This window comes from Streptomyces sp. MCA2, from assembly GCF_023544705.1.
Lineage (GTDB): Bacteria > Actinomycetota > Actinomycetes > Streptomycetales > Streptomycetaceae > Streptomyces > Streptomyces decoyicus.
Genome location: NZ_JAMJFM010000063.1, coordinates 20,344 through 45,988, shown reverse-complemented (window position 1 = coordinate 45,988; position 25,645 = coordinate 20,344). Strand labels below are relative to the sequence as shown.

General features: G+C 70.5%; 27 protein-coding genes. 13 read left to right on the top strand and 14 right to left on the bottom strand.

What is annotated here, in order from left to right; translation table 11 throughout:
- The first annotated feature begins 5 nt into the window (after positions 1-5).
- Complete coding sequence (locus M8I34_RS35660) at positions 6-404, top strand: LuxR C-terminal-related transcriptional regulator (RefSeq protein WP_308372749.1); 399 nt, start codon at positions 6-8, stop codon at positions 402-404.
- Positions 405-481: 77 nt separating this feature from the next.
- Here M8I34_RS35660 and M8I34_RS41745 read toward each other — a convergent pair whose 3' ends face one another.
- Positions 482-838 carry a cold shock domain-containing protein gene (locus tag M8I34_RS41745; protein ID WP_308372748.1) on the bottom strand — a complete coding sequence of 119 codons (357 nt, stop codon included), beginning with the start codon at positions 836-838 and terminating at the stop codon, positions 482-484.
- Positions 839-900: 62 nt separating this feature from the next.
- Here M8I34_RS41745 and M8I34_RS35650 point away from each other — a divergent pair, with 62 nt between their 5' ends.
- Together M8I34_RS35650 and M8I34_RS35645 are read left to right on the top strand one after the other, a co-directional pair.
- Positions 901-1,518, top strand: a complete 618-nt coding sequence (locus M8I34_RS35650) for a hypothetical protein (protein WP_250056899.1) — start codon at positions 901-903, stop codon at positions 1,516-1,518.
- A 49-nt stretch (positions 1,519-1,567) separates the two neighbouring features.
- Entirely contained in the window at positions 1,568-2,086 is a 519-nt protein-coding gene (locus M8I34_RS35645) for an RICIN domain-containing protein (protein ID WP_250056897.1), read from the top strand.
- A 90-nt stretch (positions 2,087-2,176) separates the two neighbouring features.
- Here the strand turns inward: M8I34_RS35645 and M8I34_RS35640 are convergent, their stop codons facing one another.
- From M8I34_RS35640 to M8I34_RS35610, 7 genes are all read right to left on the bottom strand, one after another.
- Positions 2,177-2,416: a hypothetical protein gene (locus M8I34_RS35640; protein ID WP_250056896.1), complete on the bottom strand. Its 240-nt coding sequence runs from the start codon at positions 2,414-2,416 to the stop codon at positions 2,177-2,179.
- A 7-nt stretch (positions 2,417-2,423) separates the two neighbouring features.
- A complete protein-coding gene (locus M8I34_RS35635; protein WP_250056894.1) occupies positions 2,424-3,113 on the bottom strand; it encodes a TNT domain-containing protein in 690 nt (229 codons plus the stop codon).
- Positions 3,114-3,425: 312 nt separating this feature from the next.
- On the bottom strand, positions 3,426-5,483 hold the full coding sequence (locus M8I34_RS35630) for a phosphocholine-specific phospholipase C (RefSeq protein WP_250056892.1): 2,058 nt from the start codon (positions 5,481-5,483) through the stop codon (positions 3,426-3,428).
- Positions 5,484-5,725: 242 nt separating this feature from the next.
- Entirely contained in the window at positions 5,726-5,929 is a 204-nt protein-coding gene (locus M8I34_RS35625; protein WP_244417545.1) for an SCO3870 family protein, read from the bottom strand.
- A 155-nt stretch (positions 5,930-6,084) separates the two neighbouring features.
- Entirely contained in the window at positions 6,085-6,354 is a 270-nt protein-coding gene (locus M8I34_RS35620) for a hypothetical protein (protein WP_250056890.1), read from the bottom strand.
- A gap of 8 nt (positions 6,355-6,362) precedes the next feature.
- A complete protein-coding gene (locus M8I34_RS35615) occupies positions 6,363-6,980 on the bottom strand; it encodes a class I SAM-dependent methyltransferase (RefSeq protein WP_250056888.1) in 618 nt (205 codons plus the stop codon).
- 105 nt (positions 6,981-7,085) lie between these two features.
- Positions 7,086-7,664 (bottom strand): TetR/AcrR family transcriptional regulator, encoded by a 579-nt coding sequence (locus M8I34_RS35610; RefSeq protein WP_250056886.1) that lies wholly within the window; start codon positions 7,662-7,664, stop codon positions 7,086-7,088.
- A 364-nt stretch (positions 7,665-8,028) separates the two neighbouring features.
- On the opposite strand from M8I34_RS35610, the gene M8I34_RS35605 reads away from it, so the two are divergent.
- The 4 genes from M8I34_RS35605 to M8I34_RS35590 all read left to right on the top strand — a co-directional run bounded on the left by M8I34_RS35605 (position 8,029) and on the right by M8I34_RS35590 (position 13,054).
- Positions 8,029-8,640 (top strand): (2Fe-2S)-binding protein, encoded by a 612-nt coding sequence (locus M8I34_RS35605; protein WP_250056884.1) that lies wholly within the window; start codon positions 8,029-8,031, stop codon positions 8,638-8,640.
- Entirely contained in the window at positions 8,637-9,629 is a 993-nt protein-coding gene (locus M8I34_RS35600) for a xanthine dehydrogenase family protein subunit M (protein WP_250056883.1), read from the top strand. Before M8I34_RS35605 ends, M8I34_RS35600 begins: the two co-directional genes overlap by 4 nt.
- A complete protein-coding gene (locus tag M8I34_RS35595; protein ID WP_250056881.1) occupies positions 9,626-11,773 on the top strand; it encodes a xanthine dehydrogenase family protein molybdopterin-binding subunit in 2,148 nt (715 codons plus the stop codon). The genes M8I34_RS35600 and M8I34_RS35595 overlap by 4 nt, the downstream gene beginning before the upstream one ends.
- Before the next feature lie 81 nt (positions 11,774-11,854).
- Entirely contained in the window at positions 11,855-13,054 is a 1,200-nt protein-coding gene (locus M8I34_RS35590; protein WP_250056879.1) for an XdhC/CoxI family protein, read from the top strand.
- 12 nt (positions 13,055-13,066) lie between these two features.
- Here M8I34_RS35590 and M8I34_RS35585 read toward each other — a convergent pair whose 3' ends face one another.
- Positions 13,067-13,315: a hypothetical protein gene (locus tag M8I34_RS35585; protein WP_250056877.1), complete on the bottom strand. Its 249-nt coding sequence runs from the start codon at positions 13,313-13,315 to the stop codon at positions 13,067-13,069.
- A 9-nt stretch (positions 13,316-13,324) separates the two neighbouring features.
- Here M8I34_RS35585 and M8I34_RS35580 point away from each other — a divergent pair, with 9 nt between their 5' ends.
- The 4 genes from M8I34_RS35580 to M8I34_RS35565 all read left to right on the top strand — a co-directional run bounded on the left by M8I34_RS35580 (position 13,325) and on the right by M8I34_RS35565 (position 16,600).
- On the top strand, positions 13,325-13,912 hold the full coding sequence (locus M8I34_RS35580; protein WP_250056875.1) for a GNAT family N-acetyltransferase: 588 nt from the start codon (positions 13,325-13,327) through the stop codon (positions 13,910-13,912).
- A 255-nt stretch (positions 13,913-14,167) separates the two neighbouring features.
- Entirely contained in the window at positions 14,168-14,665 is a 498-nt protein-coding gene (locus M8I34_RS35575) for a SigE family RNA polymerase sigma factor (protein ID WP_030988223.1), read from the top strand.
- Positions 14,658-15,110: a hypothetical protein gene (locus tag M8I34_RS35570; RefSeq protein WP_250056873.1), complete on the top strand. Its 453-nt coding sequence runs from the start codon at positions 14,658-14,660 to the stop codon at positions 15,108-15,110. Before M8I34_RS35575 ends, M8I34_RS35570 begins: the two co-directional genes overlap by 8 nt.
- A 239-nt stretch (positions 15,111-15,349) precedes the next feature.
- On the top strand, positions 15,350-16,600 hold the full coding sequence (locus M8I34_RS35565; RefSeq protein ID WP_374211029.1) for a mannosyltransferase family protein: 1,251 nt from the start codon (positions 15,350-15,352) through the stop codon (positions 16,598-16,600).
- Positions 16,601-16,716: 116 nt separating this feature from the next.
- On the opposite strand, the gene M8I34_RS35560 is transcribed toward M8I34_RS35565, so the two are convergent.
- The gene (locus tag M8I34_RS35560; protein WP_250056869.1) at positions 16,717-17,832 is read right to left on the bottom strand and encodes an LPXTG cell wall anchor domain-containing protein; all 1,116 of its coding nucleotides are present in this window, start codon (positions 17,830-17,832) and stop codon (positions 16,717-16,719) included.
- Between the two features lie 215 nt (positions 17,833-18,047).
- Between M8I34_RS35560 and M8I34_RS35555 the strand changes: the two genes are divergently transcribed.
- Positions 18,048-18,821 (top strand): DUF72 domain-containing protein, encoded by a 774-nt coding sequence (locus M8I34_RS35555; protein ID WP_250056867.1) that lies wholly within the window; start codon positions 18,048-18,050, stop codon positions 18,819-18,821.
- A gap of 62 nt (positions 18,822-18,883) precedes the next feature.
- Positions 18,884-19,168, top strand: a complete 285-nt coding sequence (locus M8I34_RS35550) for an acylphosphatase (protein WP_250056866.1) — start codon at positions 18,884-18,886, stop codon at positions 19,166-19,168.
- Between the two features lie 117 nt (positions 19,169-19,285).
- On the opposite strand, the gene M8I34_RS35545 is transcribed toward M8I34_RS35550, so the two are convergent.
- The 4 genes from M8I34_RS35545 to M8I34_RS35530 all read right to left on the bottom strand — a co-directional run bounded on the left by M8I34_RS35545 (position 19,286) and on the right by M8I34_RS35530 (position 25,600).
- Positions 19,286-20,779, bottom strand: a complete 1,494-nt coding sequence (locus tag M8I34_RS35545; protein ID WP_250056864.1) for a lanthionine synthetase C family protein — start codon at positions 20,777-20,779, stop codon at positions 19,286-19,288.
- A complete protein-coding gene (locus M8I34_RS35540; RefSeq protein ID WP_250056862.1) occupies positions 20,776-23,940 on the bottom strand; it encodes a lantibiotic dehydratase in 3,165 nt (1,054 codons plus the stop codon). The genes M8I34_RS35545 and M8I34_RS35540 overlap by 4 nt, the downstream gene beginning before the upstream one ends.
- A gap of 91 nt (positions 23,941-24,031) precedes the next feature.
- Positions 24,032-24,172, bottom strand: a complete 141-nt coding sequence (locus M8I34_RS35535) for a hypothetical protein (protein WP_250056860.1) — start codon at positions 24,170-24,172, stop codon at positions 24,032-24,034.
- Between the two features lie 378 nt (positions 24,173-24,550).
- Entirely contained in the window at positions 24,551-25,600 is a 1,050-nt protein-coding gene (locus tag M8I34_RS35530) for a UDP-N-acetylmuramate dehydrogenase (RefSeq protein WP_308372750.1), read from the bottom strand.
- Positions 25,601-25,645 lie beyond the last annotated feature (45 nt).

Here is a 25,645-nt window from a genome sequence, read left to right as displayed (position 1 = left end):
CGGCGGTGTGGAAGCTGAAGAGGCTCACGGCCCGGGAAAGGGAAGGTCTTCTCCTTGTAGGCGCAGGTGTGGGAAATCGGGAGCGTCAGCGTTCACGGGAGTTGGGGATCGCGGAGCGTAAGGCAACGGCTCATATCGCGCGCATCGTGGAAAAGCTGGGGCAGTGGAGCCGCCTTCAGGTGGCGGTCCTGGCAGCGGTCCTGCCGGGTTCTACTGGTCCTGGCAGTCGTCGGGTGCGAGTCGCTGGTGTGAGGACCTTTGCTGTGCGCACCGGAAGGTGCCCCTTCCGCCGGGCGGTGCCCGGAACCTCACGCCGCATAGGTCCGGGGCCGCCTGCGTCCGGTTCCAGCGGACTGCGGGCGGCCCCCGACTGCCCGACCTCCCCTTGGGGCAGTGACCTTTAGGGATCTACCCAACTCGGCTCCCTCGACCCTATGTTCGTGGTCCGGGGCCGGAAGGTTTGAGGGGGGGGCCGTTGTCGTCACTCCGGGTCGAATTCGATGTGGATGCCTTGCAGGTCGGCCGCGTCCTCGTCGTCCTGCTCGGGTTCCCAGTCGGTCTCCGGGTCGCTGGGGCGACGTACGTGAACTGCCCTGTAGGAGTAGCCGTCCTGCGGAAATTCCTCCCAGGTGAACAGGACGCTCTCTCCGGGGTTCAGGGAGGCGAAAGCGCCTGGTTTTGCGTATACGGCGGAGAAGTGGGCCCAGATCTCGCCCTCAATGTCGGGTGAGGCCAGTACGCCCCATCCCTCCTCGTCGTCCCACGACTGGACGGTTCCGTGAACCGGATGGTTAGTGATGACTCCCCCAAAACATTTCTGACTCTTGCAAGACCACACATTGTCAACACAGCCCGGAAAGAGCGTCAACTCCTCTTTCCGGTAACCGGAATGGAGATACCTTGCAGATCACGACGATACGCCCGGACGGCAAGCAGGCCGCTGCTCCCCGGAAGATGAACCGTCTGGGCCGCACCGCCGTCGCGTCCGGGGTTGTGGTCATGGTGGCCATGGGAGGTCTGGGTGCGGCCGAGGCCGCCCCGGCGAACGTGAAGGCCCAGAAGACCACCGTGTTCACCCCCAAGCACCAGGGTTACGTGACACCCAAGGCGAAGCGGAAGGCCGGCATCCTGCACGCCCAGGTCAAGCTGAAGGGCAAGTACCCCAAGTACTACCCGATGCCCTGGTCGTGGCAGATCACGAACAAGAAGCTGATATCCATCGCCCGCGGCCCGATGAAGTGCGTGGCCAAGGGCCTGAAGGGGAAGTACCACGACACCCACGCGTCGATCCCGGTGGGCTACATATGGCACTCCAAGGTGGGCAGCAAGGCGCACCCGCACAAGGCGAAGAAGGTCTACGGGCTGTCGGGGACCTGTGTGTTCCCGGTGCAGGTCGGCAACAAGACCGGTAAGGCCACGGTGGGCTACTACTTCAAGTACGCCATCAACCCGGGCAAGAAGGCGCGGGCCTCGATCGGGGACCCGACGGTCACCAGCAAGGTCGTCCTGAACAAGTGACCTGGGTGGTCCCGGTTGCGGGAGCTCTCCCGTATGAAGGGGGAAGAGTATGCGTACCGGTATGCGCACCTCGATGAGGTCCGCGGTGCTGGCGGGGGTTTCGGTGGCGATGGTGGGGGCGGCGCTTTCTCCGGCGTCGGCCGCGGGCAGCCACGGCAACGTCCAGCTCGCCAGGACCCACGGGCAGAGCGCGAAATGCTGGTCGATGGGCGGTTCGCAGGGTGACGCGGCAACGATGACGTTGCGCGGGTGCGAGAACGGGCTTCCCACCCAGGTGTTCACGTTCAAGAAGGCCGCCAAGGGCTGGTACACGGTATGGAACAAGCGCTCGGGGATGTGCCTGTATGCGGCCGGTCATGCGACGGGCGCGAAGGTCAAGCAGGGCAAGCGCAGCGAGTGCCGCCACAAGTACACCTCGATGCAGTGGAAGTGGTCGGGGGGCCGGTTCTCCAACCGGGCGTCGGGCAAGGTGATCACCACGACGAAGAGCGCTGGGTCGCGGTCGCCGCTGTCGATGGCGCCGGCGAGTAAGAGTGCTGCGGGCAGGCAGAAGTTCGCCCATCGCTGAGCGCATGCGAAAGGGCCCGTCACGCGGAAGCGTGGCGGGCCCTCTTTCGTTTCCGGGGGAATCCAGGTGAGCGCTCAGTCGCCGTCGCGGTCACGTCAGCAGCCGCAACAGATGGGCGCAGGCCGCCTCTTCGCTCGGATGGTGGGAGATGGGCTGGTAGGTGCCACGTTCGTAGGCCCCGGTCTCCCACGCCCCCGCCCCGTTCCGTGCTCTGCGCAGGTACAGGAAATCGGGAGGCGTGGGGCCGGGTTCGTGGACGCCTTCGATGCGGTAGTAGCCGTCGGCCACCCCCGCCGCGATCAGTGCGGCGCGCAGCTCGTGACGGTCCACGGCCGGGTCAGGGCTCTACGGAGGCGAGATAGCCGTGCTCCAGCAGCCACTTCACATTGAGCCGCTGCCCTTCGCTCGGGGTGAGGAACACCGGGTCGAGCTTGATCTGTTCGCCTCCGCCCGGTTGCTCGAACCAGGGGGCGATGCTGCCCTCCCACACCCAGAACGGCTTGGCGACCTTGTAGACGTGGTAATCGCACGGCGTCGCCGCATCACGCGTGTTGAGGTTCTGTGGGGGCAGCGCCCGCTCGGCGTACCGGTCGCCGGCCGGTGCCAGATAGGAGCCGAATTCGGATCCGAAACGGTCGAGCCGCTGTCCCGCGCGGAGCTTCGTGGGTTCCTTGTCGATCTCGCCGTTGACCTCGGCGAACCCGTCGTTGGGCGGGTACTTCCAGCTGCCGCTGTCCGTGGGCCCCTGCCAGTACTTCTTGAGGAAGGCCGACGGCGACAGTGCCCCGGTCCGCGTCCATCCGTTCAGGAGCGGCCCCACGGGTGCCTGCCACTTCTTCGGCAGCCACCTCGGGCCCAATCGGGCCTCGCCGTGGTACTCCCCGGTGCAGGGCGCGGGCCGTGGTGCGGCGGTCGGACGGTTCCGGTCCTGAGACTGTGGGGCGGCAGCTGCGGTGGGGGCTGTCGCCGTGGCCACGGCGATACCGAGGGCGGCAAGTACCGTGCGGATGGTACGGGTTCGCTTCACTCAGGGGTCTCCTCACGCTTCACGCTGTGCATGATCGGCGATTGCCTGTTCAGACGACGATCGCCTACGCAGGGTAGTTGAGTGATTACGTCATGCGCTGCTGAATGCCGAAACGGGTGAAATGCGGAGACGCGATCGGGTCGGTGGCGCACGGCGGGTGGTATTGGCGCGCCCGCTGATTGCCGGCGGCGCCCATGAGAAGGGTGAGGATTGCGGGCGGGGCCGCGTCGGGCAGTCGAGGTGATTGCTGCGTGAGTGTGGCATGGGCCCGCCTGGTGTGACGGGCCCTGGCTCGGCGGCGGCGACGGCAGGTCAGGCGGTGTGGAGTGCGGGGTCGCTGGTGCCGGGCTCGCCTGTCTCGACGTGTCCGGCCAGCCTGCGCAGATAGGTGCTGTCGTTGCCGGACCGGATGCGCAGGTCGTACCAACGCTTGCTGTGCCGCAGATCGACCCAGCGCGTTTGCCGCCCGCCGGCCTCGAGGGTGATGTTGCTGCTCTTGCCCCCGTAGGCGTTGGTGACGGTGAGGTGGCAGGCGGTTTTGCCGGGATTGGTGAGGGTGAGTTTGATGCGGCCACTGTTCTTGTCGTGGTGGCCGGTGACTTCCGGTCCCGCGGTCGAGGTGGCGCCTGCATAGGTGCGGAGATAGCCGTTGGGGCCGTGCACGGTCAGCTCGTACTGGCCGTCGGAGGGGCCGGTGCTCCAGGTGTCGGAGATCTTTTTTCCGCCCTCGGCGGTGTACGTCCAGGGGCCGTCCTGGCGGTTTCCGGAGGTGACGAGGAAGCAGGCTCCGGTGTCGTTGCCCGGGGTGAAGGTGAGTGTGATGTTCCCGCTGGAGGGTTTGACGGCCGCTGTGACGAGGGGGGTGTAGGGGAGTGGCCGGGTGGGTTTGGTGCCCTTTTCCTGCTGGGGCAGGGCGGGGTTGGCCGGGGGCGTGTGGGTGTAGCTGCTGTGCCGTTCCTTGTCGGGCGGCTCATAGGCGTCGGTGCTGGGCAGCGGCGCATGCTTGGTGTGTTTGAGGCTGAAGTCGAAGGCGGAGGTGAGGTCACCGCAGATCGCGCGGCGCCAGGGCGAGATATGCGGTTCGTGGACGCCGAAGCGGCGTTCCATGAACTGGATGATGGATGTGTGGTCGAAGACCTCGGAGCAGACATAGCCGCCGGTGGACCACGGGGAGACCACGACGGTGGGGACGCGCATGCCCAGGCCGTAGGGGCCGGCGCTGTAGCTGCTGTCGCCGGGGAAGAGGTCGAGCTCGGTGTCGACGGTGGACGCTCCCCAGGAGGAGTCGGCCGGCGGGTAGGGCGGGGGTACGTGGTCGAAGTAGCCGTCGTTCTCGTCGTAGGTGACGAACAGAGCGGTCCTGCTCCATACCTCGGGGTTGGCCGTCAGCGCGTCAAGGACCTGTGAGATGTACCAGGCGCCGTAATTGGCGGGCCAGTTGGGGTGCTCGCAGAATGCTTCCGGAGCGGCGATCCAGGATATCTTCGGCAGCTTCCCGTCCTTGACGTCCGCCCGAAGGTCGTCAAGGAGATGGCCGCCCTTTTTGATGTTCGTTCCGTGGCACGCCTTTTCGTAAAGGGGATCGCCCGGCTTGGCGTTGCGGAACGTGTTGAAGAACATCAGCGAGTTGTCCGCGTAATTGCCACGGTAGGCGTCCTCGAGCGCGCCCCAGAGGCCGTCCTTGGTCAGTCCGTCGCCGGTGTCCTGGTAGATCTTCCATGACACACCGGCCTTTTCCAGCCGCTCCGGGTAGGTCGTCCAGTCGTATCCGGCCTCTTCGTTTCCGAGGACCGGGCCGCCGCCCTTTCCGTCATTGCCGGCGTGCCCGGTGTAGAGGTAATAGCGGTTGGGGTCGGTCGCGCCCATGAAAGAGCAGTGGTACGAGTCGCAGACGGTGAACGCGTCGGCCAGGGCATAGTGGAACGGTATGTCGTCCCTGTTCAGGTGAGCCATCGCCCCGGAGGTCTTGGCGGATATCCAGTCGTCGTACTTGCCCTTGTTCCACGCCTGATGGCCGGTCTCCCAGTCGTGGTCCAGCCCGGCGATGAATTGCATGCCGAGGTCGTCGGCGTCCGGGTGGTAGGGCAGGACTTCCTGCCCGCCGCCGGACTGATGCCATACCGACTTTCCGCTCTCCAGCGTCAACGGCCGCGGGTCACCAAAACCCCGGACTCCCTTGAGCGTGCCGAAGTAGTGGTCAAAGGAACGGTTCTCCTGCATCAGCACCACAATGTGCTCGACATCGTCGATCGTTCCCGACCGGCCCGCGGCGGGGATACCGGCGGCACGCATGATGCTGCCGGACAAAGCCGCGACGCCGGCGGTGCCGCCTGCTATCTGGAGGAAGCGCCGGCGGTTGAATTCAGGCATGGAGCTGTACCTCTGAAACATGGGGGGATAGAGGGTCGGTCACCGTAGACCGGCCCTCCCGAGAGGCGTCAAATGGTGGGGAGGATTCGTGAAGGAGTGGATGCGATTTGCCTGCGGGAGCAACCCGGCGGGCCCTGGCCGCATCGTCAGCAAACGGGCAGGCGATCGGGCGGAACCCTGGTGGTGACGAGCGCAACGGGCGCCGGAGCTGATGCCCCGGCGCCCGTCGGCGTATGGCGAACTCAGTCCGAGTTCAGCTGGCGGCGGTGGCGGACCCATGTCACGACGGTCAGGCTCGCGGTGGTCAGCATCACGACGCTGGCGGTGGCCACCGACTCCACGTACTGCTCGTAGCCGTCTGCGCGCAACTGGACCGCGAAGGCGCCCAGGGCTATGCCCAGCGCCGCAAGCGCGGTGGACAGGGTTGCGAAGGGAGGCTGTGTCATTCCATCTCCTTGAACTGTGGCCGGCACGGTGATCTTCGAGTCTAAAGGTGAACTCGGACACTGTGCTCAGACTTGACCGAGGGCGAGGTGGGGGTGACGTGACAGCAGACGACGGCCGAGCAGGTCGGGGAGCAGCAGGCCGCCGAGCCCCTGCGTCAGCAACTCACCCACTCCTTGGGCGAGTTCCTCATAGCGCGCGCGGCCTCGACCTTGACGTCGGACGGACTGGCCTCGCCCAGCTTGTCGATGAGGTCGAGTACGAGGAGCGAGGGGGTGGTCAACAACTGGGCGTCAGCCAGGCGTGACCGTATCGCGGGGACCGGTACGGGAAGGTGCCTGTCCTGGAGGCGCCGGGGCCGGTGGTCGACGGGCGGGATGTCGGCGACCGCAACCGTCGGCTCCGGCCGAGGGGGAGGGGCCGCCATGGCCGCGGTCACCGCACGGCCTGGTAGATGACGAGGCTCTGCGCGTCGTGACGGGTCACGTCGGTGAAGAGCTTGCGCAGGGCACTCTCGATGCGGTCGAGCTTGTCGTCGGGGAGGCGCAGTCGCCGGGTGATGGGTCCTGGGGACACGCCGCCGTGCCATGCGATCACCGCCGTGCCTCCGGGGCGTACGACGCGGTGCAGCTCCCGCAGTCCGGCTTCCAGATCGGGCCAGAGGCCCACGTTGTTGACCGACACGACACGGTCCATGCTCTGATCGGCGAGGCCGGTGTGGTCCGCCGTTCCGATGTGCAACGCGACCCGGCCGGTGCGGACCGCGCCGCGGTTGGCCCTGGTGGCGGCATGGCGCATCTCGGGCGAGGGGTCCACCCCCCGGATGACGGCGGCCCCGGTCCGGGCGACCAGCAGCCGCACCAGCTCACCGGGGCCGTATCCCACCTCCAGAATCCGGTCTCCCGGCTGGACGTCCAGGGTGTCGAGCACATCGTCCTGTTTGTTGGTCCACCGCATGAACCGGCCGGCGAGGCGCCCGCGCGTGCCGCTCGGGCGGGCGAACGGCGAGGTGATGGGCCGGTGCCCGGTCCACGAACGCAGATATGTGTCCATACCGGCAGGATGCTGCTTGATCCGGCGCACACCGTGAACCGGCCCACCGACGACTCCGGGGCGTCCCCCGCATGATCGAATCCTCGGCCCGGAGCGTCACGGCGCTCACGCCCCGGGGGCGCCGGCGCGCAGCCCGTCCATGACGAGGTCCAGGAGGCGTCCGGCGCGCGACTGCCAGTCACCGTGGGGATCGATCTGCCAGAGGCCGGCGATGGCGAGCAGGAAGTCGTCGGGGGCCACCCCTGGGCGGATGGTGCCGGCCTCCTCGTTCGCCGTCAGCAGGAGGGTGAGTGCCGAGGTGACGGGGCCGTGCCCCAGGCCGGCCAGGGCGTTCTGCTTGCTGGTCGCCCTGCGCATCGCGTCGGCCAGGCCGGCCTTGGCCATGGCGTACTGGGCGAGGCGGTCCATCCACTCGCGCAGGGCCTGGTCGGGCGCGCGGGTCTCCAGCAACTGGGCCGCGGTGTCGGCGACCTGCTGGACCTCGTAGCGGTAGACCTCCAGGACCAGTGACTCGCGGTTGGGGAAGTGGCGGTAGAAGGTCCCCTGCCCGACGCATGCCTTCCTTGCGATCGCGCTCAGCGGGGCGTCGGCCGACTGGGTCAGCTCCGCCAGTGCCACTTCCAGGATGCGCTCGCGATTCCGTTGCGCGTCCGAGCGCAGTGGAGCGTCCTTCTTCTCCGGCAACTCGTCCTCCTCCCGGGAATTGCGATGACGGCCTTGCTAACCGGACAGCTGTCCGGTAAGTTCACGGGTAATGGACAGTTGTCCGCTTAGGCCACCATAGCGGTAGAGGTGGCTGGTGGGGACGACCGGTGACGACCTTGACCTGCTCCTCGCCCGATACGCACGCCGCGACGCCTGAGCCGATGCCGCTATGCACCCCGCCGTCTCCTCCCGTACCGCCTTCCGCACTGTCTCCGGGATCGTCTCGTCCGACACTCCCGCCCCTGCGTGACAGGGACAGCTCGACCTCCGGGTCGACCACGTCGGCATCAGGGCCCGCGCCCCGAAGCCCGCCGCGCCTCATATACGCGAAAGAAGGCTGATCATGGCCCTATCGACGTCCAGCGCCATCACCCTGAACATCAACGGAGAGAAGCACACGCTGCCCGTCGACCACCGCACCACGCTGCTCGACGCACTGCGCGACCGGCTCGATCTGACAGGTACCAAGAAGGGCTGTGACCACGGCCAGTGCGGCGCCTGCACGGTGCTGCTCGACGGCAGCCGGGCCGTCTCGTGCCTCCAGCTGGCGGTGGCCGCCGAGGGGCGCGTGATCACCACCATCGAGGGCGTGGCGCAGGGTGAGGAGCTGCATCCGGTGCAGCAGGCGTTCCTCGACCTCGACGGCTACCAGTGCGGCTACTGCACACCGGGGCAGATCTGCTCGGCCATCGCGGTGATCGAGGAGCATGCGGCGGGCTGGCCGAGTGCCGCGACCGCCGACATACGCCCCGAAGCGGGAGTGCCGCCGCTCACCGCCGACGAGATCCGGGAGCGGATGAGCGGCAACCTGTGCCGCTGCGGCGCCTATGTGTCGATCGTGCAGGCGGTCGCGCGGGCGGCGGCGGCCGAGGCGGCGCAGTCCCCTCCCACAACGGGGCGGCTCAGCGGTCCCGATGACGGCGCCGGCACGGAAGACGTGGAGATGACGGTATGAGGGAATTCGGCTATCAGCGCGTGTTCGACGTCCCCGGCGCGGTCGCCCTGCTCGGCGCAGATCCCGATGCGCGCTGTCTCGGGGGCGGCACCAACCTCGTCGACCTGATGAAGGCCGGGGTGGAGCGACCCGCGCAGCTCATCGACGTACGTGAACTTCCCCTCGGCCGGATCGAGGCCGTGGACGGCGGCGGTCTGCACATCGGCGCGACCGTCACCAACAGCGAGCTCGCCGCCCATCCCGAAGTCCGCCGCCATTACCCGGCGTTGGCGCAGGCGGTGCTGTCCGGGGCCTCGGGGCAACTGCGCAATATGGCCACGGTCGGCGGGAATCTTCTCCAGCGCACGCGCTGCGGCTACTTCACCGACGCCACCAAGCCGTGCAACAAGCGTGTCCCCGGCAGCGGTTGTCCCGCCATCGAGGGCGAACACCACAACCATGCGATCCTCGGCGCCTCCGCGCACTGTGTGGCCGTCCATCCGTCCGACATGGGGGTGGCGCTCGCCGCCTTCGACGCCGTCGTTCGGTACGAAACCACCGACGGTCCGGGGGAGTTGCCGCTTGCGGAGTTCTATCTGCCCGTGGGCGACACCCCGCACCTGGAGACCGCGCTGCCGCCCGGCGCGCTGATCACCGGCATCACCCTGCCGCCGGCTCCGGTCGCCGTGCACTCCCGCTACCGGAAGGTGCGCGAGCGCGCGTCGTACGCCTTCGCGATCGGCTCGATCGCCGCGGCCCTCGATGTCCGGGACGGCGTCGTACGCGAAGTGCGCCTCGCCTTCGGCGCGGTCGCGTCCCGGCCGTGGCGGGCCCGGGAGGCCGAGCGGGTGCTGACCGGGGGACCGGCGGACGCCGCCGCGTTCGCCGCCGCCGCGGACGCCGAGCTGGCAGCCGCCGAGACGCTGCCCCACAACGGATACAAGGTGACGCTGATGCGCAACCTCGTCGTGGCCATGCTGACCGAACTCACCGAGGAGGCCGCCCGATGACCACGACGACCGGAACCAGCGCGGTGACGAGGGCCGCCGGTACCGCCCACACCCGTATCGAGGGCCGGGAAAAGGTCACCGGAACGGCACGGTACGCGGGAGAGATCCCCTTCGCCGGCCTCGCCCACGGCTGGCTGGTGCTGTCCACCATCGCCCGCGGCCGCATCCGCGCCGTGGAGGCCGACCCCGTCCTGGCCATGCCCGGCGTCCTCACCGTCCTGCACCACGGCAACGCGCCCCGCGTCGACGGCGACTACACCGGCATGCTGGGGCGGCCCGACCCGACCCTCCTGGTCTTCCAGCACGACCGGGTGCCCTCTGCGGGCTGGCCGGTGGCGCTGGTCGTCGCCGAAACGTCCGAACAGGCCCGGGAGGCCGCCGAAGCGCTGGTGGTCCGGTACGACCGGGAGCCGCACGACGTGGCGTTCTTCGCCGGGCGCCCCGGTACGTACACACCGGAGAGCTCCCTCGGCGAACCATGCGAGACGGAGAAGGGCGACCTTCAGGCCGAACTCGACGCGTCCGCCGTCGTCGTGGACGCGGAGTACACCACACCGGAAGAGCACCACAGCGCGATGGAGCCGCATGCGGCGACGGCTCACTGGGACGGCGGACGCCTGGAGGTCGTCGACTCCAATCAGGGCAGTATGTGGGTGGCGGAAGAGCTCGCGAAGCTGTTCTCCCTCGATCCGCCCTCGGTACGCGTGCGCTCGGAGCACGTCGGCGGCGCCTTCGGGGCCAAGGGGGTCCGCCCCCACCAGGTCTGCGCCGTGATGGCCGCGACCCTCCTCCACCGCCCGGTCCGGGTCGTCCTGACCCGTCGTCAGACCTTCTCGCTGGTCGGTTACCGGAGCCCGACGGCGCAGCGGGTCAGGCTCGGCGCCGATGCCGACGGTCGGCTGCGTGCCTTCGACCACCAGGCCCAGAGCCTCACCTCGACGGTGCACGAATTCGTCGAGCGGAGCGCCGATCCGGGGCGCGTGATGTACGCCGCCGACGCGCACCACACCGTGAACCGCCTCGTGAAGCTCGACGTGCCCACCCCGACCTTCATGCGCGCACCGGGCGAGGCGCCCGGCTCGTTCGCGCTGGAGTCCGCGCTCGACGAGCTCGCCGAGAAGTGCGGCCTGGACCCGATCGCGCTGCGCGCCCGCAACGAACCGGACGCGGGGCCGGTCTCCGGTCTGCCGTTCAGCAGCCGCAATCTGCTCGCCTGTTTCCAGGAGGGCGCCCACAGGTTCGGCTGGGCGGACCGCGACCCGCGCCCCGGCATACGCCGCGAGGGGCGCTGGCTGCTCGGGACCGGGACGGCCGCCGCCTCGTTCCCTTCCAGGGCGGTTCCGTCCACGGCTGCCGTGACGGCGGAGGCGGACGGCACCTTCACCGTACGGATCACCGCGGCAGACGTCGGGACCGGAGCGCGGACGGCGCTGACGCTGATCGCCGCGGAGGCGCTGGACGTGGAACCGGCGCGTATCCGGATGAAGATCGCGGACAGCGACTTCGGCCCGGCGATGATCGCCGGCGGCTCGATGGGCACCCGCTCCTGGGGCTGGGCGGTTGCGGCCGCGGTGGGCGAGCTGCGGGAGCAACTGGCCCTGGGCGGTGACATCCCGCCGCAGGGGATCACGGCACGCTCGGACACCGGCGCGGCCATCGGCGCGCTGGCGCACAAGGAACGGCACTCCTTCGGGGCGCAGTTCGCCGAGGTCGCGGTGGATGTGACCAGCGGTGAGGTCCGGGTACGGCGGATGCTCGGCATGTTCGCCGCGGGCCGGATCATCAACCCGCTGACCGCACGCAGCCAGTTCATCGGCGGCATGATCTGGGGCCTTTCCATGGCGCTGCACGAGGAAGCGGTCAGGGACCAGGCTTCGGGCAGCCATGTCGGCGCCGACCTCGCGGGCTATCACTTCGCCGCGAACGCCGACGTACCCCTCATCGAGGCGGACTGGGTGGACGACCCGGACCCGGACGACCCGGTCGGGATCAAGGGCATCGGCGAGATCGGGATCGTGGGAGCCGCGGCGGCCATCGCCAACGCGGTCTGGCACGCGACCGGTGTACGCCACCGGGATCTGCCGATCCGCCCGGACCGTGTGCTGCTGGCGGGCGCGGGAGCGGGGGAGGGCGGGACCGGCTGAGCCCGCACGGACGCCCGGGGCCCTGCGCCGTCCGCCGCGCAAGGGGCCCCGCACCGGCCCACGAACCATGAGGAGACCGAGATGCTCGACATCGCCGACGAGTTGAACCGCTGGATGGAGGAGGGGCGGGACTTCGCCGTCGCCACCGTCGTGGCCGTCGCCGGCAGCGCGCCGCGCAGCCCTGGCGCCGCCCTCGCCGTCGACAGCCGGGGCGTGGTCATCGGCTCGGTCTCCGGCGGCTGTGTGGAAGCCGCGGTGTACGACCTGTGCACCCAGGCGCTCCAGGACGGCGGGACGGTGCTCGAGCGGTTCGGCTACAGCGCCGAGGACGCCTTCGCGGTGGGGCTGACCTGCGGCGGGTCCATCGAGGTCCTGGTCACGCCGGTGACGGCGGACGCGCCGGGCCGCAAGGTGTTCGAGGCGGCGCTGTCGGCCGCCGCCCGGGGAGAGCCGGCGGCGGTCGCCCGCGTGGCCCGGGGCCCGGCCGGACTGCTCGGCAGGGCACTGCTCGTCCACCCCGACGGCTCGTACGAAGGCGGTCTCGACGGACATCCCGAGCTGGACCGTACGGCGGTGGCGGAGACCCGCGCCATGCTGGACGCGGGCCGCACCGGCGCCTTCGCCGTCTCGGAGAGCGGTTCGCGCTGCGCGGCCGACCTGACACTGTTCGTCGAGTCGAGCGTGCCGCCGCCCCGCATGATCGTCTTCGGCGCCATCGACTTTGCCGCGGCGCTGGTGCGTACGGGCAAGTTCCTCGGCTACCACGTCACCGTCTGCGACGCCCGCCCCGTCTTCGCCACCCGGGTCCGCTTCCCGGAGGCCGACGACATCGTGGTCGACTGGCCGCACCGCTACCTCCAGCGCACCGGGACCGACGGCCGCACGGTCCTGTGCGTGCTCACCCACGACGCCAAGTTCGACATTCCCCTGCTCCAGGAGGCCCTGCGGCTGCCCGTCGCCTTCGTCGGCGCGATGGGCTCACGCCGCACCCACGAAGACCGCAACCGCAGACTCCGCGAAGTCGGCGTCACCGACTCCGAACTGGCCCGTCTTCACTCGCCGATCGGGCTCGACCTCGGCGCCCGCACCCCCGAGGAGACGGCCCTGTCCATCGCGGCCGAGATCGTCGCGGCACGACGGGGCGGCACGGGCGCCCCGCTGACCGGCTCACGGACACCCATTCACCGGGACGGGGACGGGGGCGGGGAGAGGGACAGGGACGTGGAGAGGAATGGGGGAGAGGCAGGAGGCGGGGTAGCCGGGGAGCGGGCGGTGGCGTGAGCCGGGCTCTCCTCAGGTGGCCCTCCGTGCCTGGTCCGTTGCCGTGACAGCGACAGCGACAGCGGCTGCGACAGCGGCTGCGACAACGACTGCGACATCGACAGTGACTGTGACTGCGACATCGACAGTCAGCAACAGCAACAGCAACAGCAACAGCGAACACCAGGGCACCGACGGCCGGGCGGGCACCAAGGCGACGACGGCTCGGTCAACCTCGTCCTTCGCAGTTCTCCCGGCGTTCCGTGCCAGGTCCTTGGACATGATGCGCTCATGACCTTGGCGATGGCACCCACGATCCCGGCCGGGACCTTCTCAGGTACTTCTCAGCCCTCCCTCCCTTCGTACGACGGCGAGTTGCTGCTGCGGCCCTGGGAGGCGGACGACGCCCCCGTCCTGCAACGCGCCTTCCAGGACCGGACGATCCAGCGCTGGCACGTGCACCATGTGACGTCGCCGGACGAAGCCCAGGAGTGGATCACCGCCACCCACCGGTCCTGGCAGCGGGAGCAGGACGTCCAGTGGGCCATCACCCGGGCCGACGACGGCGAGATCCTCGGCAGGGTGGCCCTGCGCCGGATGAACCTCGTGCACGGCGTCGCCGAGTGCGCCTACTGGGTCCTGCCGCCTGCCCGAGGGGCCGGTGTCGCTCCCCGCGCGGTTGCCACGGTGACCGCCTGGGCACTGGACGAGGCCGGCTTCCACCGCCTCGAACTTGCCCACTCGGTCCATAACGAGGCCTCCTGCCGGGTGGCCACCAAGTCGGGCTTCGTACTGGAGGGGACCCTGCGCGGCGCGCATCTGCAACCGGATGGCCGGCATGACTCGCACCTTCACGCGCGCGTCCGGGGCGACGCTTGAGCTCAGCCGCCGGTCGCCGGTCGCCGGTCGGCCGTACCGCCGGCGTACGGGCGTCGGCCGAACGTGCCGATGCGCAGTCTCCGGCCGAGGGGGTGCGCTCGGCCAGGGGGCCGGGTGTCCACGGCGCTGTGACCTGTGACGACTGCGCCGTGACCTGTGACGACCGTCACGCTGGAATCTTCGCTCCGGTGTCGACCGGATGCGGTGTGCCAGGCGTAAGCCTGGTGAGACCGAAAAGATTCCGGGGAGTGGCTGTTGACCGTCGAGGAGTTCGAAGAGTTTTACGCGCAGACGGTCGCCCGGCTGACCGGGCAGCTGTACGTGATGCTCGGCGATCAGCACGAGGCGCAGGATGTGGTGCAGGAGGCGTTCGCCAAGGGCTGGAGCCGGCGGCGTCAGCTCGACCGGAACGGTCAGCCCGAGGCGTGGATCCGCACGGTCGCCTGGCGCCTGGCGGTGAGCCGGTGGCGCGTACGGCGCCGCACCGCGGACGCGTGGCAGCGCAGCGGCGCCCCGCCGCATGTCGAGGGACCCGGACCGGAGTCCGTGGCACTGGTGGAGGCGCTGCGGCAACTGCCGGTCAAGCAGCGTCGGACCATGACGCTGCACTACGTGTGCGACCTGACCGTCGAGCAGATCGCGGGTGAGACCGGGCTGTCCGCCAGCACGGTCAAGACGCATCTGGTCCGGGGCCGCACCGCGCTCTCCCTTCGTCTGGCGGACCCGCGTATTGAGGAGGCCCCCGGTGCCTGAACCCCATGACCTGCTGCGGTCGTTGTTCCAGGAAGCCGCCTCCACCGGACAGGCCCGTGCGCGCTACGCGCCGGTCTCGCTCGTCACCCGGCGCGGGGAGCGGATGCGCCGGCGCCGGATCGCCTCGCTCGCCGTCGGCGCCTGCCTGGTCTTCGCCGGCACCGGCGCTGCCGCTGCCGCACTCCTGCCGGGGACTCAGGGCACCTCCGTCCCGGCCGTCACGCCTTCCCCCTCCAAGTCGACGCTCACGCCGACCCCCGTACCGACGTCGCCCCGCAGCACCTCAACCAGGACCGGTGCGCCTGTTCCCGGCGAGAGCTCGACGGGAGTGCCGACCACCTCGCCGCCCCGGACCGGCCAGCACACCTCGGGAGCGTCCAGCACTCCCACGGTCGGCGCGCCCCCCAGGTCCACAGACCCCCCGTCCACGGCCCCACCGCGCTGACCCGCGCCCCCTGACCCGGCGGTCCGTGCCGCCGGGCGGTCCCGCACGCCTGAGTCCGAGCAGGAGATCCCGTTATGCCCGCCTTGTCGCCCCGCCTGCGTCGGAAACATCCGTCCCACACCCCCAGTCCGGGTGCCGAACCACAGCGGCGCTCAGCGCCTGCGCGCACAGCCGGCGCCGCAGTCGAACCGGGCGCGGCAGGCGCTGTGGGCACCGCAGCCGAAGTCAGCACACCAGGCGTGGTCGGGACAGCCACCAGAGTCGGCACGCCAGGTGTCGTCGGGACAGCCACCGAAGCCGGCGCGGTCGGCCGCTCTTCTCCGCTCCGTCCACGACAGGCGGGCCGCCGGCGACGTCGTTGGGTCCCCGGGCCAGCCGACCGTGAGGTGCTGTGGCTGTATCTGCTGACCCGGGTGGGGATCTGGACCACCGCCTACTGCACTCGGTGGCTGTTCCCCGCCGACCCCAAGACCCCGCACGTCGCCGGCTTCTTCGCGCCGTGGCAGCAGTGGGACTGGGGGCACTTCCTGCACATCGCCCGCGACGGCTACTTCCCCGGCCTGGCCGGGCCTTGGACGAACGGCTGGGACAACCGAGAAGCCTTCTTCCCCGGCTTCCCTCTTCTCTTGCGGGCCGTCCATACCGTCGTCCCGCACTGGGCCACCGCGGGCCTGCTGATCTCCTTCGTCGCCGGAGCCGTGGCCGTCCTGGCCCTCGCCCGGGTCGCCCGGCTGTATCTGCCCGACGGGAACGCCGGTCGGCGCGCGGTCCTCTTCCTGCTGCTCTCGCCGTGCGCGATATTCCTGGCGGCGGGGTACACCGAAGCGCTTTTCCTCGCGCTCGCCCTGCCCGCCTGGCTCGCCGCCCACCGGCAGAACTGGCCCGCCGCGGCCGTCCTGGCCTGCCTGGCCTGCACCGTCCGCGTCAGCGGTCTCTTTCTCGTCGCCGCCCTGGCCGTCCACTTCGCCCTCACCGCCCGCACCCGTCGGCAGTGGCGCGCGCTGCCCTGGCTGGCGTTGCCCGCCCTCGCGCCCGTCGTCTACAGCTGGTATCTGCACCTGCACACCGGCGACTGGATGGCCTGGAAGCACGCCCAGGAACGCGGCTGGTACCGCGACTTCCACACCCCTTGGGAAGCCTGGCAGAACACCTGGCATGCGGCCTTCGAGGAGTCACTGCCCACGGGGTACGCCCTGATGTCCCAGGCCGAACTCCTCGCCATGGTCGTCGGCATTCTGCTGGCTGGGGTGCTGGCCCGTCAGCGCCGCTGGCCCGAGGCTGTCTACGTCGGCCTCAGCCTGTGGGCGCTGGGCACGTCGTACTGGTACACCTCCATCCCCCGCGCCACGCTCCTGTGGTGGCCCCTGTGGATCCTGCTGGCCGGTTGGAGCCTGCGCACGCCACGGTTCACCACCCTGTATCTCTGCCTGACGGCGCCGCTGATGACCATCTTCGCCATCACCTTCCTGTCGGGACGCTGGGCCGGTTGAACCGCGGGCGGGCGGCGGCGAGCGCCCGAGGTCCCCGGTTGCCGCTGCTGCCCGTATCGGCAGGGTGGCCGAGGGCCGGGCCCCGGACTGAACGCCGGGGCCCGGCACGCACATCCTTACGCTGTGGCTCCCCTGCCGCCCCCGGAGGAGCCGGCAGGGGCCTTGCGGCGGCGCACGCTGATGATCGCGCCCGCCCCCACGGCCATCGCCACGCCGCCCACCAGGGCGATCGTCGGCAGCGCGGAGGACGGGCCGGTCGCGGCCAGTTGGCCCGCGCCCGAGGTCTCCTTGGCGCCACCCTGGGGCCTGGGGCCGCCCTCCGTGGCGCCACCGGCGGGCTCGGCGCTCTCACTGGGCCTGCCCGGCTTACCCGGCTTGTCCGGCTTGCTGGGCCCGCCGGGCTTGCCGCGCGCCGGGAGGATCTTGAAGTCGTACTGCTCGTGGTTCGAGAGGCCGCAGGAGCCGTCCTGGTGGGAGAACATCCCCTCCACGATGGCGTAACCGGACCCGGGCTTGGCCGAATTGATCGCACGGACGCGCAGCGGCAGCGTGACGGTGCTGTGCGCGGCGACCGGGAATCCGGTGAACACGCTGTCGACCGTGGCGTCCTCGAAGCTCAGCCACTTGCCCGTCACGGGATTGCGGAACTGCGCCTCCAACTCTTCATACGGACGGTCGACGATCTCGGCGGAGGAGATGTACGGCTGCGGCCGGACCTTCTCCATGGCCTTGTCGGAGGTATTGGTGACCGTGATGGCGGAATTGCTCCAGCCGGCACCGGCGACGAACCCGGACTGGAGCCCCTTGATCGCCATCTGGAGATGCTGGGACGAGCTCTCGCACTGACCGTCCGGGGGAACCTCCCCGGAGGAGGACCCGCCGGACGTGGCGCCGGGCTCGGTACCGGTTTCCTCACCAGGCTTGGCATCGGGCGCGGGCTTGGTGCTCTTCCCCGCATCGTTCCCCGCATCGTTCGCCGCACCGGGCTCCGTGGCCTCATCGGTCCCGGCGGTCGGGCCCCCGGTCCCGGACGACTCGCCCGGCCCCGTCGCCCCCTCCGTCCGCGCCGAATCGCCGCCGCGCTCCGGGCCGGCTGTCTTCTGCGACTCGTCGGTGTGTGCCGACGGTCTCGGGGCTTCCGTGGCGGACGCGGCGGCGGGCGTGCCCAGTACGGCGGCGGGTGCGATGAGGGCTGCCGCCGCGGCGGCCGTCAGGGCTTGGCGTAACGTCATCAAGAAGACCTTCCTGAGATGTCACCTGAGCTGCCAGGTGCTTGCGCATCATGACTCCTGGCGGGCCGAAGGGTTGTGCGGTACGGCCGGTGATGCAAGGCAGATCACAGCGCCGCCGGCCGGCGACGGCTGCCGAGTGCACCGGACCAGCGGGCGGCCGCCCCCGACGAGCGACGGCTGATAGCCCCCGGCCCGGACCGGGCAGGGATGCGGACATGACCGTCCTCGTCGGAACCTCCGGCTGGCAGTACAAGGACTGGCGCGGTGTCCTCTACCCGCCGGACCAGCCGCAGCGGCTGTGGCTCGAGGAGTACGCGCGGCAGTTCGCCACGGTCGAGAGCAACGCCGCCTTCTACCGGCTGCCCGAGGAGAAGACCTTCGCCGACTGGCGGGACCGCACCCCCGACGGGTTCGTGATGGCCGTCAAGGCCAGCCGCTATCTGACGCACATCAAGCGGCTGCGCGACCCGCAGGAGCCGGTCGGCCGGCTGATGTCGCGCGCCGTCCGCCTGGGTCCCCGGCTCGGGCCCGTCCTGCTCCAGCTGCCCCCCACGCTGCACGCGGACGCCGGGCTGCTGGACACCTGCCTCGGCTGCTTCCCCGCCGACGCGCGAGTGGCGGTCGAACCCCGCCACACCTCGTGGTGGACGACGGAGATCCGTGCCGTGCTGGAGCGGCGGGGCGCCGCGCTGTGCTGGGCGGACCGGCGCTCCCGGCCCGTGGCGCCCCTCTGGCGGACCGCCGACTGGGGGTATCTGCGTCTCCACGGGGGCCGTGCGCAAGCCGGCCCCCGCTACGGCAAGCAGGCGCTCGCCGGCTGGGCACGGCGGATCGCCGACACCTGGCCGGACCGGGCCGACGTCTACACGTATTTCAACAACGATGTGGGCGGGGCGGCCGTCCTCGACGCCGTCCAGTTCGCCCGCGCCGCCTCGGCCGCCGGACGCTCCGTGAGCCGTACGCCGTCCGGGCGTGGCTCCGCCCGCTGACCGCGGGGCCGGGATATATCTGCGCTCGTACCGCCGGGGCGAGCGAACGAGGTGAGGCACGGATGATCCGCAGACGCGTGGTGGTCTCCGGAGACGTGCAGGGTGTGTTCTTCCGCGACACCTGCCGGCGCAAGGCGGACGAGCACGGCGTGACCGGCTGGGTGCGCAATCTGCCGGACGGCACGGTCGAGGCGGTGTTCGAGGGGGAGTCCGAGCGCGTACAGGAGATGGTGGACTGGGCACGCGAGGGTCCCCCCATGGCGACCGTCAACACCGCGTCCGTCCAGGAGGAAGAACCCGAGGAACTGACGGGCTTCGACATCCGGCCGACGCCTGGCGGGTTCTAGAAACCTGTCGGACTCTCCTGGTCCGACTCTCCTGGTCGAACTCTCCTGGCCGGTTCCCCGCCTTCGGGAAGTGCAGGGTGAACGGCCGTGGAACGCCTCCGGCGACGCGTGACCGCTTCAGCTCATGAGGAGTGCCGCGTCCCAGCCGTTCCGCTCGGCGAGTGGGGTGCCCCGGCGGGCGTCGGCGTAGTCGGCCAGGACGAGGGCGATACCGGTGGCGCCGTCCAGCAGGCCGGGGTGGTGCATCCGGCGTGGTGCGGGAGGCGGCGACGGGGCCGGTGTGGGGGAGGGCGGAAGAACTTGGGGGTAGCCGAAGGGGGTTCGTGCGTCGAATTCTGCGACGAGTTCCCGGGCGAGGTGGTCAGCGGTCTCCCACAACGTCGTGCGTCCGGTGACGGTCGCCATGCGGACGGTGGTGTGCAGGATGCCGGCGCGGCCGTGGCAGAGGCCCGGGTCGTCGGACACCAGGGCGCCGTGCGGGCGGTGCGCGAGGGCGCTGACGGCCTCCTCGGCCAGGGCCGTCATCCGGTGGTCGTCGAGCGCCTGCCCGGCCAGATGGAGGGTCCAGGCGATGCCGGATGTCCCGTAGCACCATCCGGGTCTGCTGCGCGCTCCCGTTGCCGTTCCTGTTCCGGCTTCCGTTCCCGTTTCCGCTCCCGCTCCTGTTCCGGCTCCCACTACCGCTCCCGCTTCCGGGGAGGGCCGGGGCCGGAGATGGGCCCGGGAAGGCTCCCCGGAGCGCTCCGGCAAGGCGACGCGGCCGGGCCACTGCATGCCCCGGCCGTCGGTGTAGCCCACGCTCAGTACCCAGTCGGCCATGCGGCGGATGGCGTCCTGCATGCCCGGTACCCGGTGCCCGGAGCGGTGGGCCAGTGACAGCAGGGCGAGCGGACCGCAAATCCCGTGGGCGACACCGACGTTGCAGTCGCCTCCGGGGAACTCCTGACGGTCGCGCGGGAGGAGGTAGCGGTCGGGGGCGCACCACCACCCGGGCACCTGGTGTCCGTCGCCATCGGCCGGTCGTACGGGGTGGCTGATGCCGACCAGAAAGTCCAGGACGTCGCCGAGTGCCTGTGCGCACCGCTCGTCGCCGTGGTCGGCCGCCAGCAGGAGGCCGCGTCCCTCTCCCGCCAGGCCGGCGATCGCGTCGTAGTCGCCGTACGCCAGTCCGGGGCCGTGTTCCTGCCGCCGTGCCACCAGTTGGGCCGCGCGCGCCCGTACGTAGGCGGCGTGCACCTCGGCGGAGCGTGCCAGCAGGCGGGCGTAGCCGCCGTGTGCGTTCGCGTGCAGCCGGGCGGGCAGCAGCAGGTCACCGACCGCGGCCGGGCCGGCATCGGTGGTCGCCGCGACGGCCGCCGCGAGATGGGCGTGCCCGAGAGCCGCGTACCGGGTGTCGGTCCGGGCGCATCTGGTGTGCAGCAGCGCGATGCCGGGGTGTCCGGTCAGCAGGGACGCGGGCTGCCAGCCGGGCAGCGGGAGTCCGGGCGGCAGCGTGGCGGAGGCGTCGCGGGCGGCGCCGGCCACCTGCTCCGGTGAGCTCAGCAGGTCGGCCACCCGGTACGCGATTCCCGACGCCGTGTCGCACAGAGCGTGGGGTGCTGTCGCGGTCATCTGTTGTTCCTCTTCCGGCCGAGCCAGAGCGCGAGCGCCTCACGGGCCGTCACATGTGCTGTCAGTTCCAGTTCGGGCCGGGGACCGAGGAGCCGGTTGCAGTGCAGATGCGCCAGGCTCCGGGCGATCCGTCCCGTCCGGTCGGGGTCCGCTTCCGCGGCGGAGAGGACCTCGCGCAGACCGGTGAGCGACGGGCCGCGGGTGCTCCATCCCACGCCCCAGCCCTCCGCGGCGGCCGGCGGCCGGGGCCTGGCGTGCGGGCCCAGCAGAGCGGCGACGGCCTGTTTCCGCTCGCGCGGTACGTCGCCCCGGCGCTCCAGCACCGACGGGCTGCTCAGCCAGCCCAGCGCTTGGTCCGGCGAGCCGAGGTGGGTGAGGATGTCGAGGATGCCCAGCGCGGCCGGCAACGTCGGATCGCCCAGTTGGTCGGGGGCCATGGCCAGCAGCGTGACGACGGATTCGCTGTCGGCGTGGAAGAGCCGCTCGGCGTGCTCGATCGCGGCCGGTCCGCCGTACCGCTCGACCTCGGGATCGTAGGTGTCCAGGACCATCTTCGCGAGCAGCCCCGCCTCCTCGCGTGCCCGGGCCCAGGCGTGGAGTGCGGGCAGCAGCACCGGCCACAGGGATTCCGGCTTGCCGTGGAAACGCAGCCGGATGTGGGGCGCCGGATCCTCGTAACGGAGGAAGAACCAGAGGTCGGCGCCCGCTCTGCGCAGCAGGTCGGGGTCGGTCAGCGGTGCGAGGTGGCGGGCCAGCAGCTCCGGCTGACGGGCCTGGGGCGCATAGAGCTTCGCGTAGAGCCACTCGCCGCCGGGCAGATGCGCCCGCGCTCCGTGGCCGCTGTCCGTGCCGTCCGTCGGAAGCGGGACCGGCGCGGCCAGGGGGAGGGCCTGCCCGGTACCGTCCGGCGCGCTGTGACGGGCAGGCCTGGCGAAGAGCGGGAAGAAGAACTCGGCGGCATGGGAGCCTTCCGGTCCCCGGAACCACTGCCTCTGCGCTCGGTCCCCGAACTGTTCCACCAGCGTCAGGCCGGGCGCCCGCCGCACCTCGTCACGCAAGACCATGAGGTGCAGGGGGTTGTCGAGGTCGACCGCGACGCGGTGGTCGGCCTTGGTGAGCAGCACTTGCCGTGGGACATCCCAACGCCGCCGCCACCGGCCGACCTGGTCGCCCCACTCCCCGTCCTCCCGGCCGGCCGCGGCGGCCAGGGCCCGGTCCGGCAGCCAGCGTGCGGGGGAGAGCACGGTGCGGCCGTGGCGTACCCGGGGCAGCGCGGGGGCCGAGGCCCAGCTTCCCCAGCTCCACGGTGCGCAGAAGGACCGCCCCTCCTGCCCGATGTCCAGCAGGAACCGGGCCACGTGCGGAAGATGGCCGCTGCTCGGGTTGAGCATCGAGTAGGAGAGCGGCCGCACCCTTCGGCCCGACGGCCTGTCGATGAGGTGGAGGCTGTCGGTGTCGGCGCGGACCGCCAGGTTCTCCAGGCGCAGATCGTGCGCCGTCCCGGACTCGGCGGGGCCGACGCCCAACGGGATGCGATGGGACAGCCACTGCGGGACGGCGGACACATTGGCCGAACGCGCCACCCTGGGCCGGTAGGCGACACAGGCCGGGATCTCGTCGGGCGCCGCGGTCCGCTCGGCGTGCAGGGCCAGCTCCTGAATCCGTCCGGCCGCCGACCGGCCGAGCACCGGCGCGAACCGGCTGAACATCGCGCCGGCCAGCGGTGACACCGCCTGGGGCGCGAGCACCAGATGGAAGTCCCCGCCGTCCAGGGCCTCCTGGCCCGCTGCCACCAGCTCGGCCCCCACCTCCATGCTCAGGGGGGCCGGTCCGCGCTCCGCCGGTTCCAGGGCGCGTACGGTCTCCTCGTCGAGCACCACTTCCCGGCTGCCGCGGCGGGCGGCGTCCATCAGCAGCTCGCCCAGCACGCGATCGCGCGCGACGGCCTCGGGGGAGGTCGGGAGGGGCGGCGGGGCGCTGTGCCGACGGTAGTCGGGAGGCAGCCCCAGCCCCCGGGTGTCGTCGAGCAGTTCCAGGACCGGGACCGGTCTGTCGGTGCCGTACCGCTCCAGGAACGCCGGAAGGTAGTCGCGGAGGCAGGGACTGCCCCGGTGAACGGGGGAGGTCCGCCACAGCACCGTCGCGGCGCGTTCCGCTTCCCGGGCCACTTCGTACGGCAGGGTCAGCGGCACCTCCAGCGCCAGGTCCGTCTGGAGGACGTCCGTGGCCGGCCGCACCGCCCGCATCCGCTCGGAGACCGCGGCCGGCCGGGTGCGCCGGGCGTCCGGCGGAGCCATGTCCAGGGCGTCCAACTCGGCCTTGATGGCGCGAAGTCGACGGGCCGTCGGATGGTCGACTCCGTGCAGCCGGTCGCACACGTGGGCCAGGGGCGTGGTGCAGTCGGGCGGCGGTATCAGGTCGCTGAGCAGGAAGTGGCCGCGTACGAGCTGCACGATGCTGTTGTCGACCGCGCCCTCGGGGGCCTGCGGGAACTGCCGCTTGCCGTCTTCCACCAGTTCGGGGAAGGGCGTGGGCCGTGCCGTGGCCGCCAGGAGGTGCCGGACCACCCGGGTGTGGCGCACCGAACCCGACAACTGCCGTTTTCCGGTGCGGTCATGGCGGTCGACCAGCACCAGCCGGCCGTCTCGTACGGTGTGCAGGTTGTTGGCCGTCAGCCGTGAACGCTCCAGTACGGCCGGGACGTCGAGCAGAGTTTCCAGCACGCCGTCCAGCCAGTCCGCGTCCGGCCGGGTCACACTGCGCAGGCCACCGGCCGGTCCCGGCGAGGGCGCGGATCCGAATCCGGCGAGCCCTACGCCCGCGAAGAGGCCGAACGGGGTCGGACGGTGGGACATCCGCGAGTGGTACTTCGTCAGGGACACCGCGATACGGCGCAGGGACTTGAGCCTGAGCCGCTCGCCCGCGACGACCCGGGCGACATCCGCCGCCAGGCTCGCGCTGGCCAGGTCCACCGCCTCCATGAGGCGTGGATCGGCGGCGAGTTCGGTCACCTGCCGGTGCAGCCAGCTCTCTTCGTCCGGGGTTCCGACGGGCGGCCGGGGCTGCCGGGCCGGTGCGTCGTCCGCGGGCAGGGGGAGGGCCGCCGCTCGTACCAGTGCCACCTTCCCGCACGCGAATTCGACGTCACTCCTGCCGCTCACGATTCTCCCCGTCCCGTTCCACCCACACCTGCGCCCGCCGAGGTTGCGGGGCGGCGGGCCGAAGTACTCGGCGCCGCCCCGCGCTCAGACCTCAGCAGTGCCAGGAGGTGACGGGACAGACCTGCGTCATGAGCTTCGACTCCTGTGCACTCATGGTGACCGTGGCCGCATCCGTGATTTCCATGTCGAGGTCGAGGTCGAATTCGTCCATGCTGGTGATGATGTTCTCCATGGTCCCCTCCAAAGAAAGATGTTTTAATCCCGGAGTATTTCCGGTTGTTGCGGAGGTATTTCGCAACCGCCGGAATATTCCATCGGAGGGTGCATGTCATGTCAAGCTTCGGAGGCATGCTCCGGTTAATGTGACCGGAATGGCTAAATCCGGTTCGTGGTGAATTCCCTTGCCGGCGGCCCGAGTTCGCCGACCAATTTCCTCGCTGCAACGGGGTGAGTGAGCTCCGCCTCCCCGGAAAGTGAGCACCCCAGCGCTCCCGGGAATTCGCTTCGGGCAAAACCGCTTGTGCGCACGTGAGTGGATATGCCTAATCTTCCGGGGCGCGAAAAAGGCAAGGAAGGGTGATTCCTCCCGCCCCCGGGAAGGGCGGCGAGTTCAGAGGAAGTCGATTTCGGAAGTGAGTCGTACCCCGGTGCGGCGCAGCACCTCCTGGAACACGATGTCGACCGCCTGGCGGAAGCCGGCGGCGGTCGCACCCTCCTCGGCGACCAGGGTGTAGTGCAGCGAGGAAATCCGGACGCCCGGGACGATCGGGCGGCGCAGCTCGAAGCCGGCCTGCCGGATGAGCCAGCTCGCGCTCACCCGGATCGAGCCGTCGGGGAAACGGTTCACCGGCGCGTGACGTGCCCGCAGGCCCTCGGCCTGTGCGGGGGAGATCTCGGGGCTGAGGAACACACTGCCGACCGACCGGTCGTCGGTGCCGCTGCAACCCAGCACCATGCCCTTGCTCCGTCGGACGGTGAGCACCGCCTGGGCCACCTCGTCCAGGGGCACCCTGCTGCCGACCGGGACATCGAGTGCGGCGGCGACCGTCCGGTAGGAGACCGGTGCGCTCAGCTCCGACCGGCGCAGCGCGAACACCAGGCTCAGCACCGTCCACCGACGGGAGTGCTTGAAGACGCTGGTGCGGTGGCCCAGCCCGCATTCCGCGGCATCCATGGTCACCATGCGGCGCACCTTCCGGTCCCACGCCGTCACCCGCACCAAGGTGTCGGCGGTCTCCTGACCGTAGGCGCCGACATTCTGGATCGGTGTGGCGCCGGTGGTCCCGGGGATGCCCACCAGCATCTCCATACCCGTGAGGCCCTCGGCGATGGTGGTGGCGACCAGATCGGCGAGCAGATGACCGGCCTGGACCTCGACCAGCACCCGTCCGTCGGCGGTGTTCCCGGCCATACGTACGCCCTTGGTGCTCATCCGCAGCACGGCACTGGGGCATCCGGCATCGCTGACCAGCACGTTGCTTCCCTCGCCCAGGCAGAAGGGCTCACCGGGGAAGGTGTCGGCCAGCGCCACGAACTCGGGGAAGTCCGCGGGGTCGTGCAGCTCGATGAGCGCCGCAGCCGGTCCTCCGATGCCCAACGTGGTCATCGGGGCAAGCGGTGCCTCGTGAATGACTCGCATATGTTCCTGCTTCTCCTGGATGCCGTTCCGTGGTGGGGGGTCCTGCCAAAAGGGGACGCGGTGGTG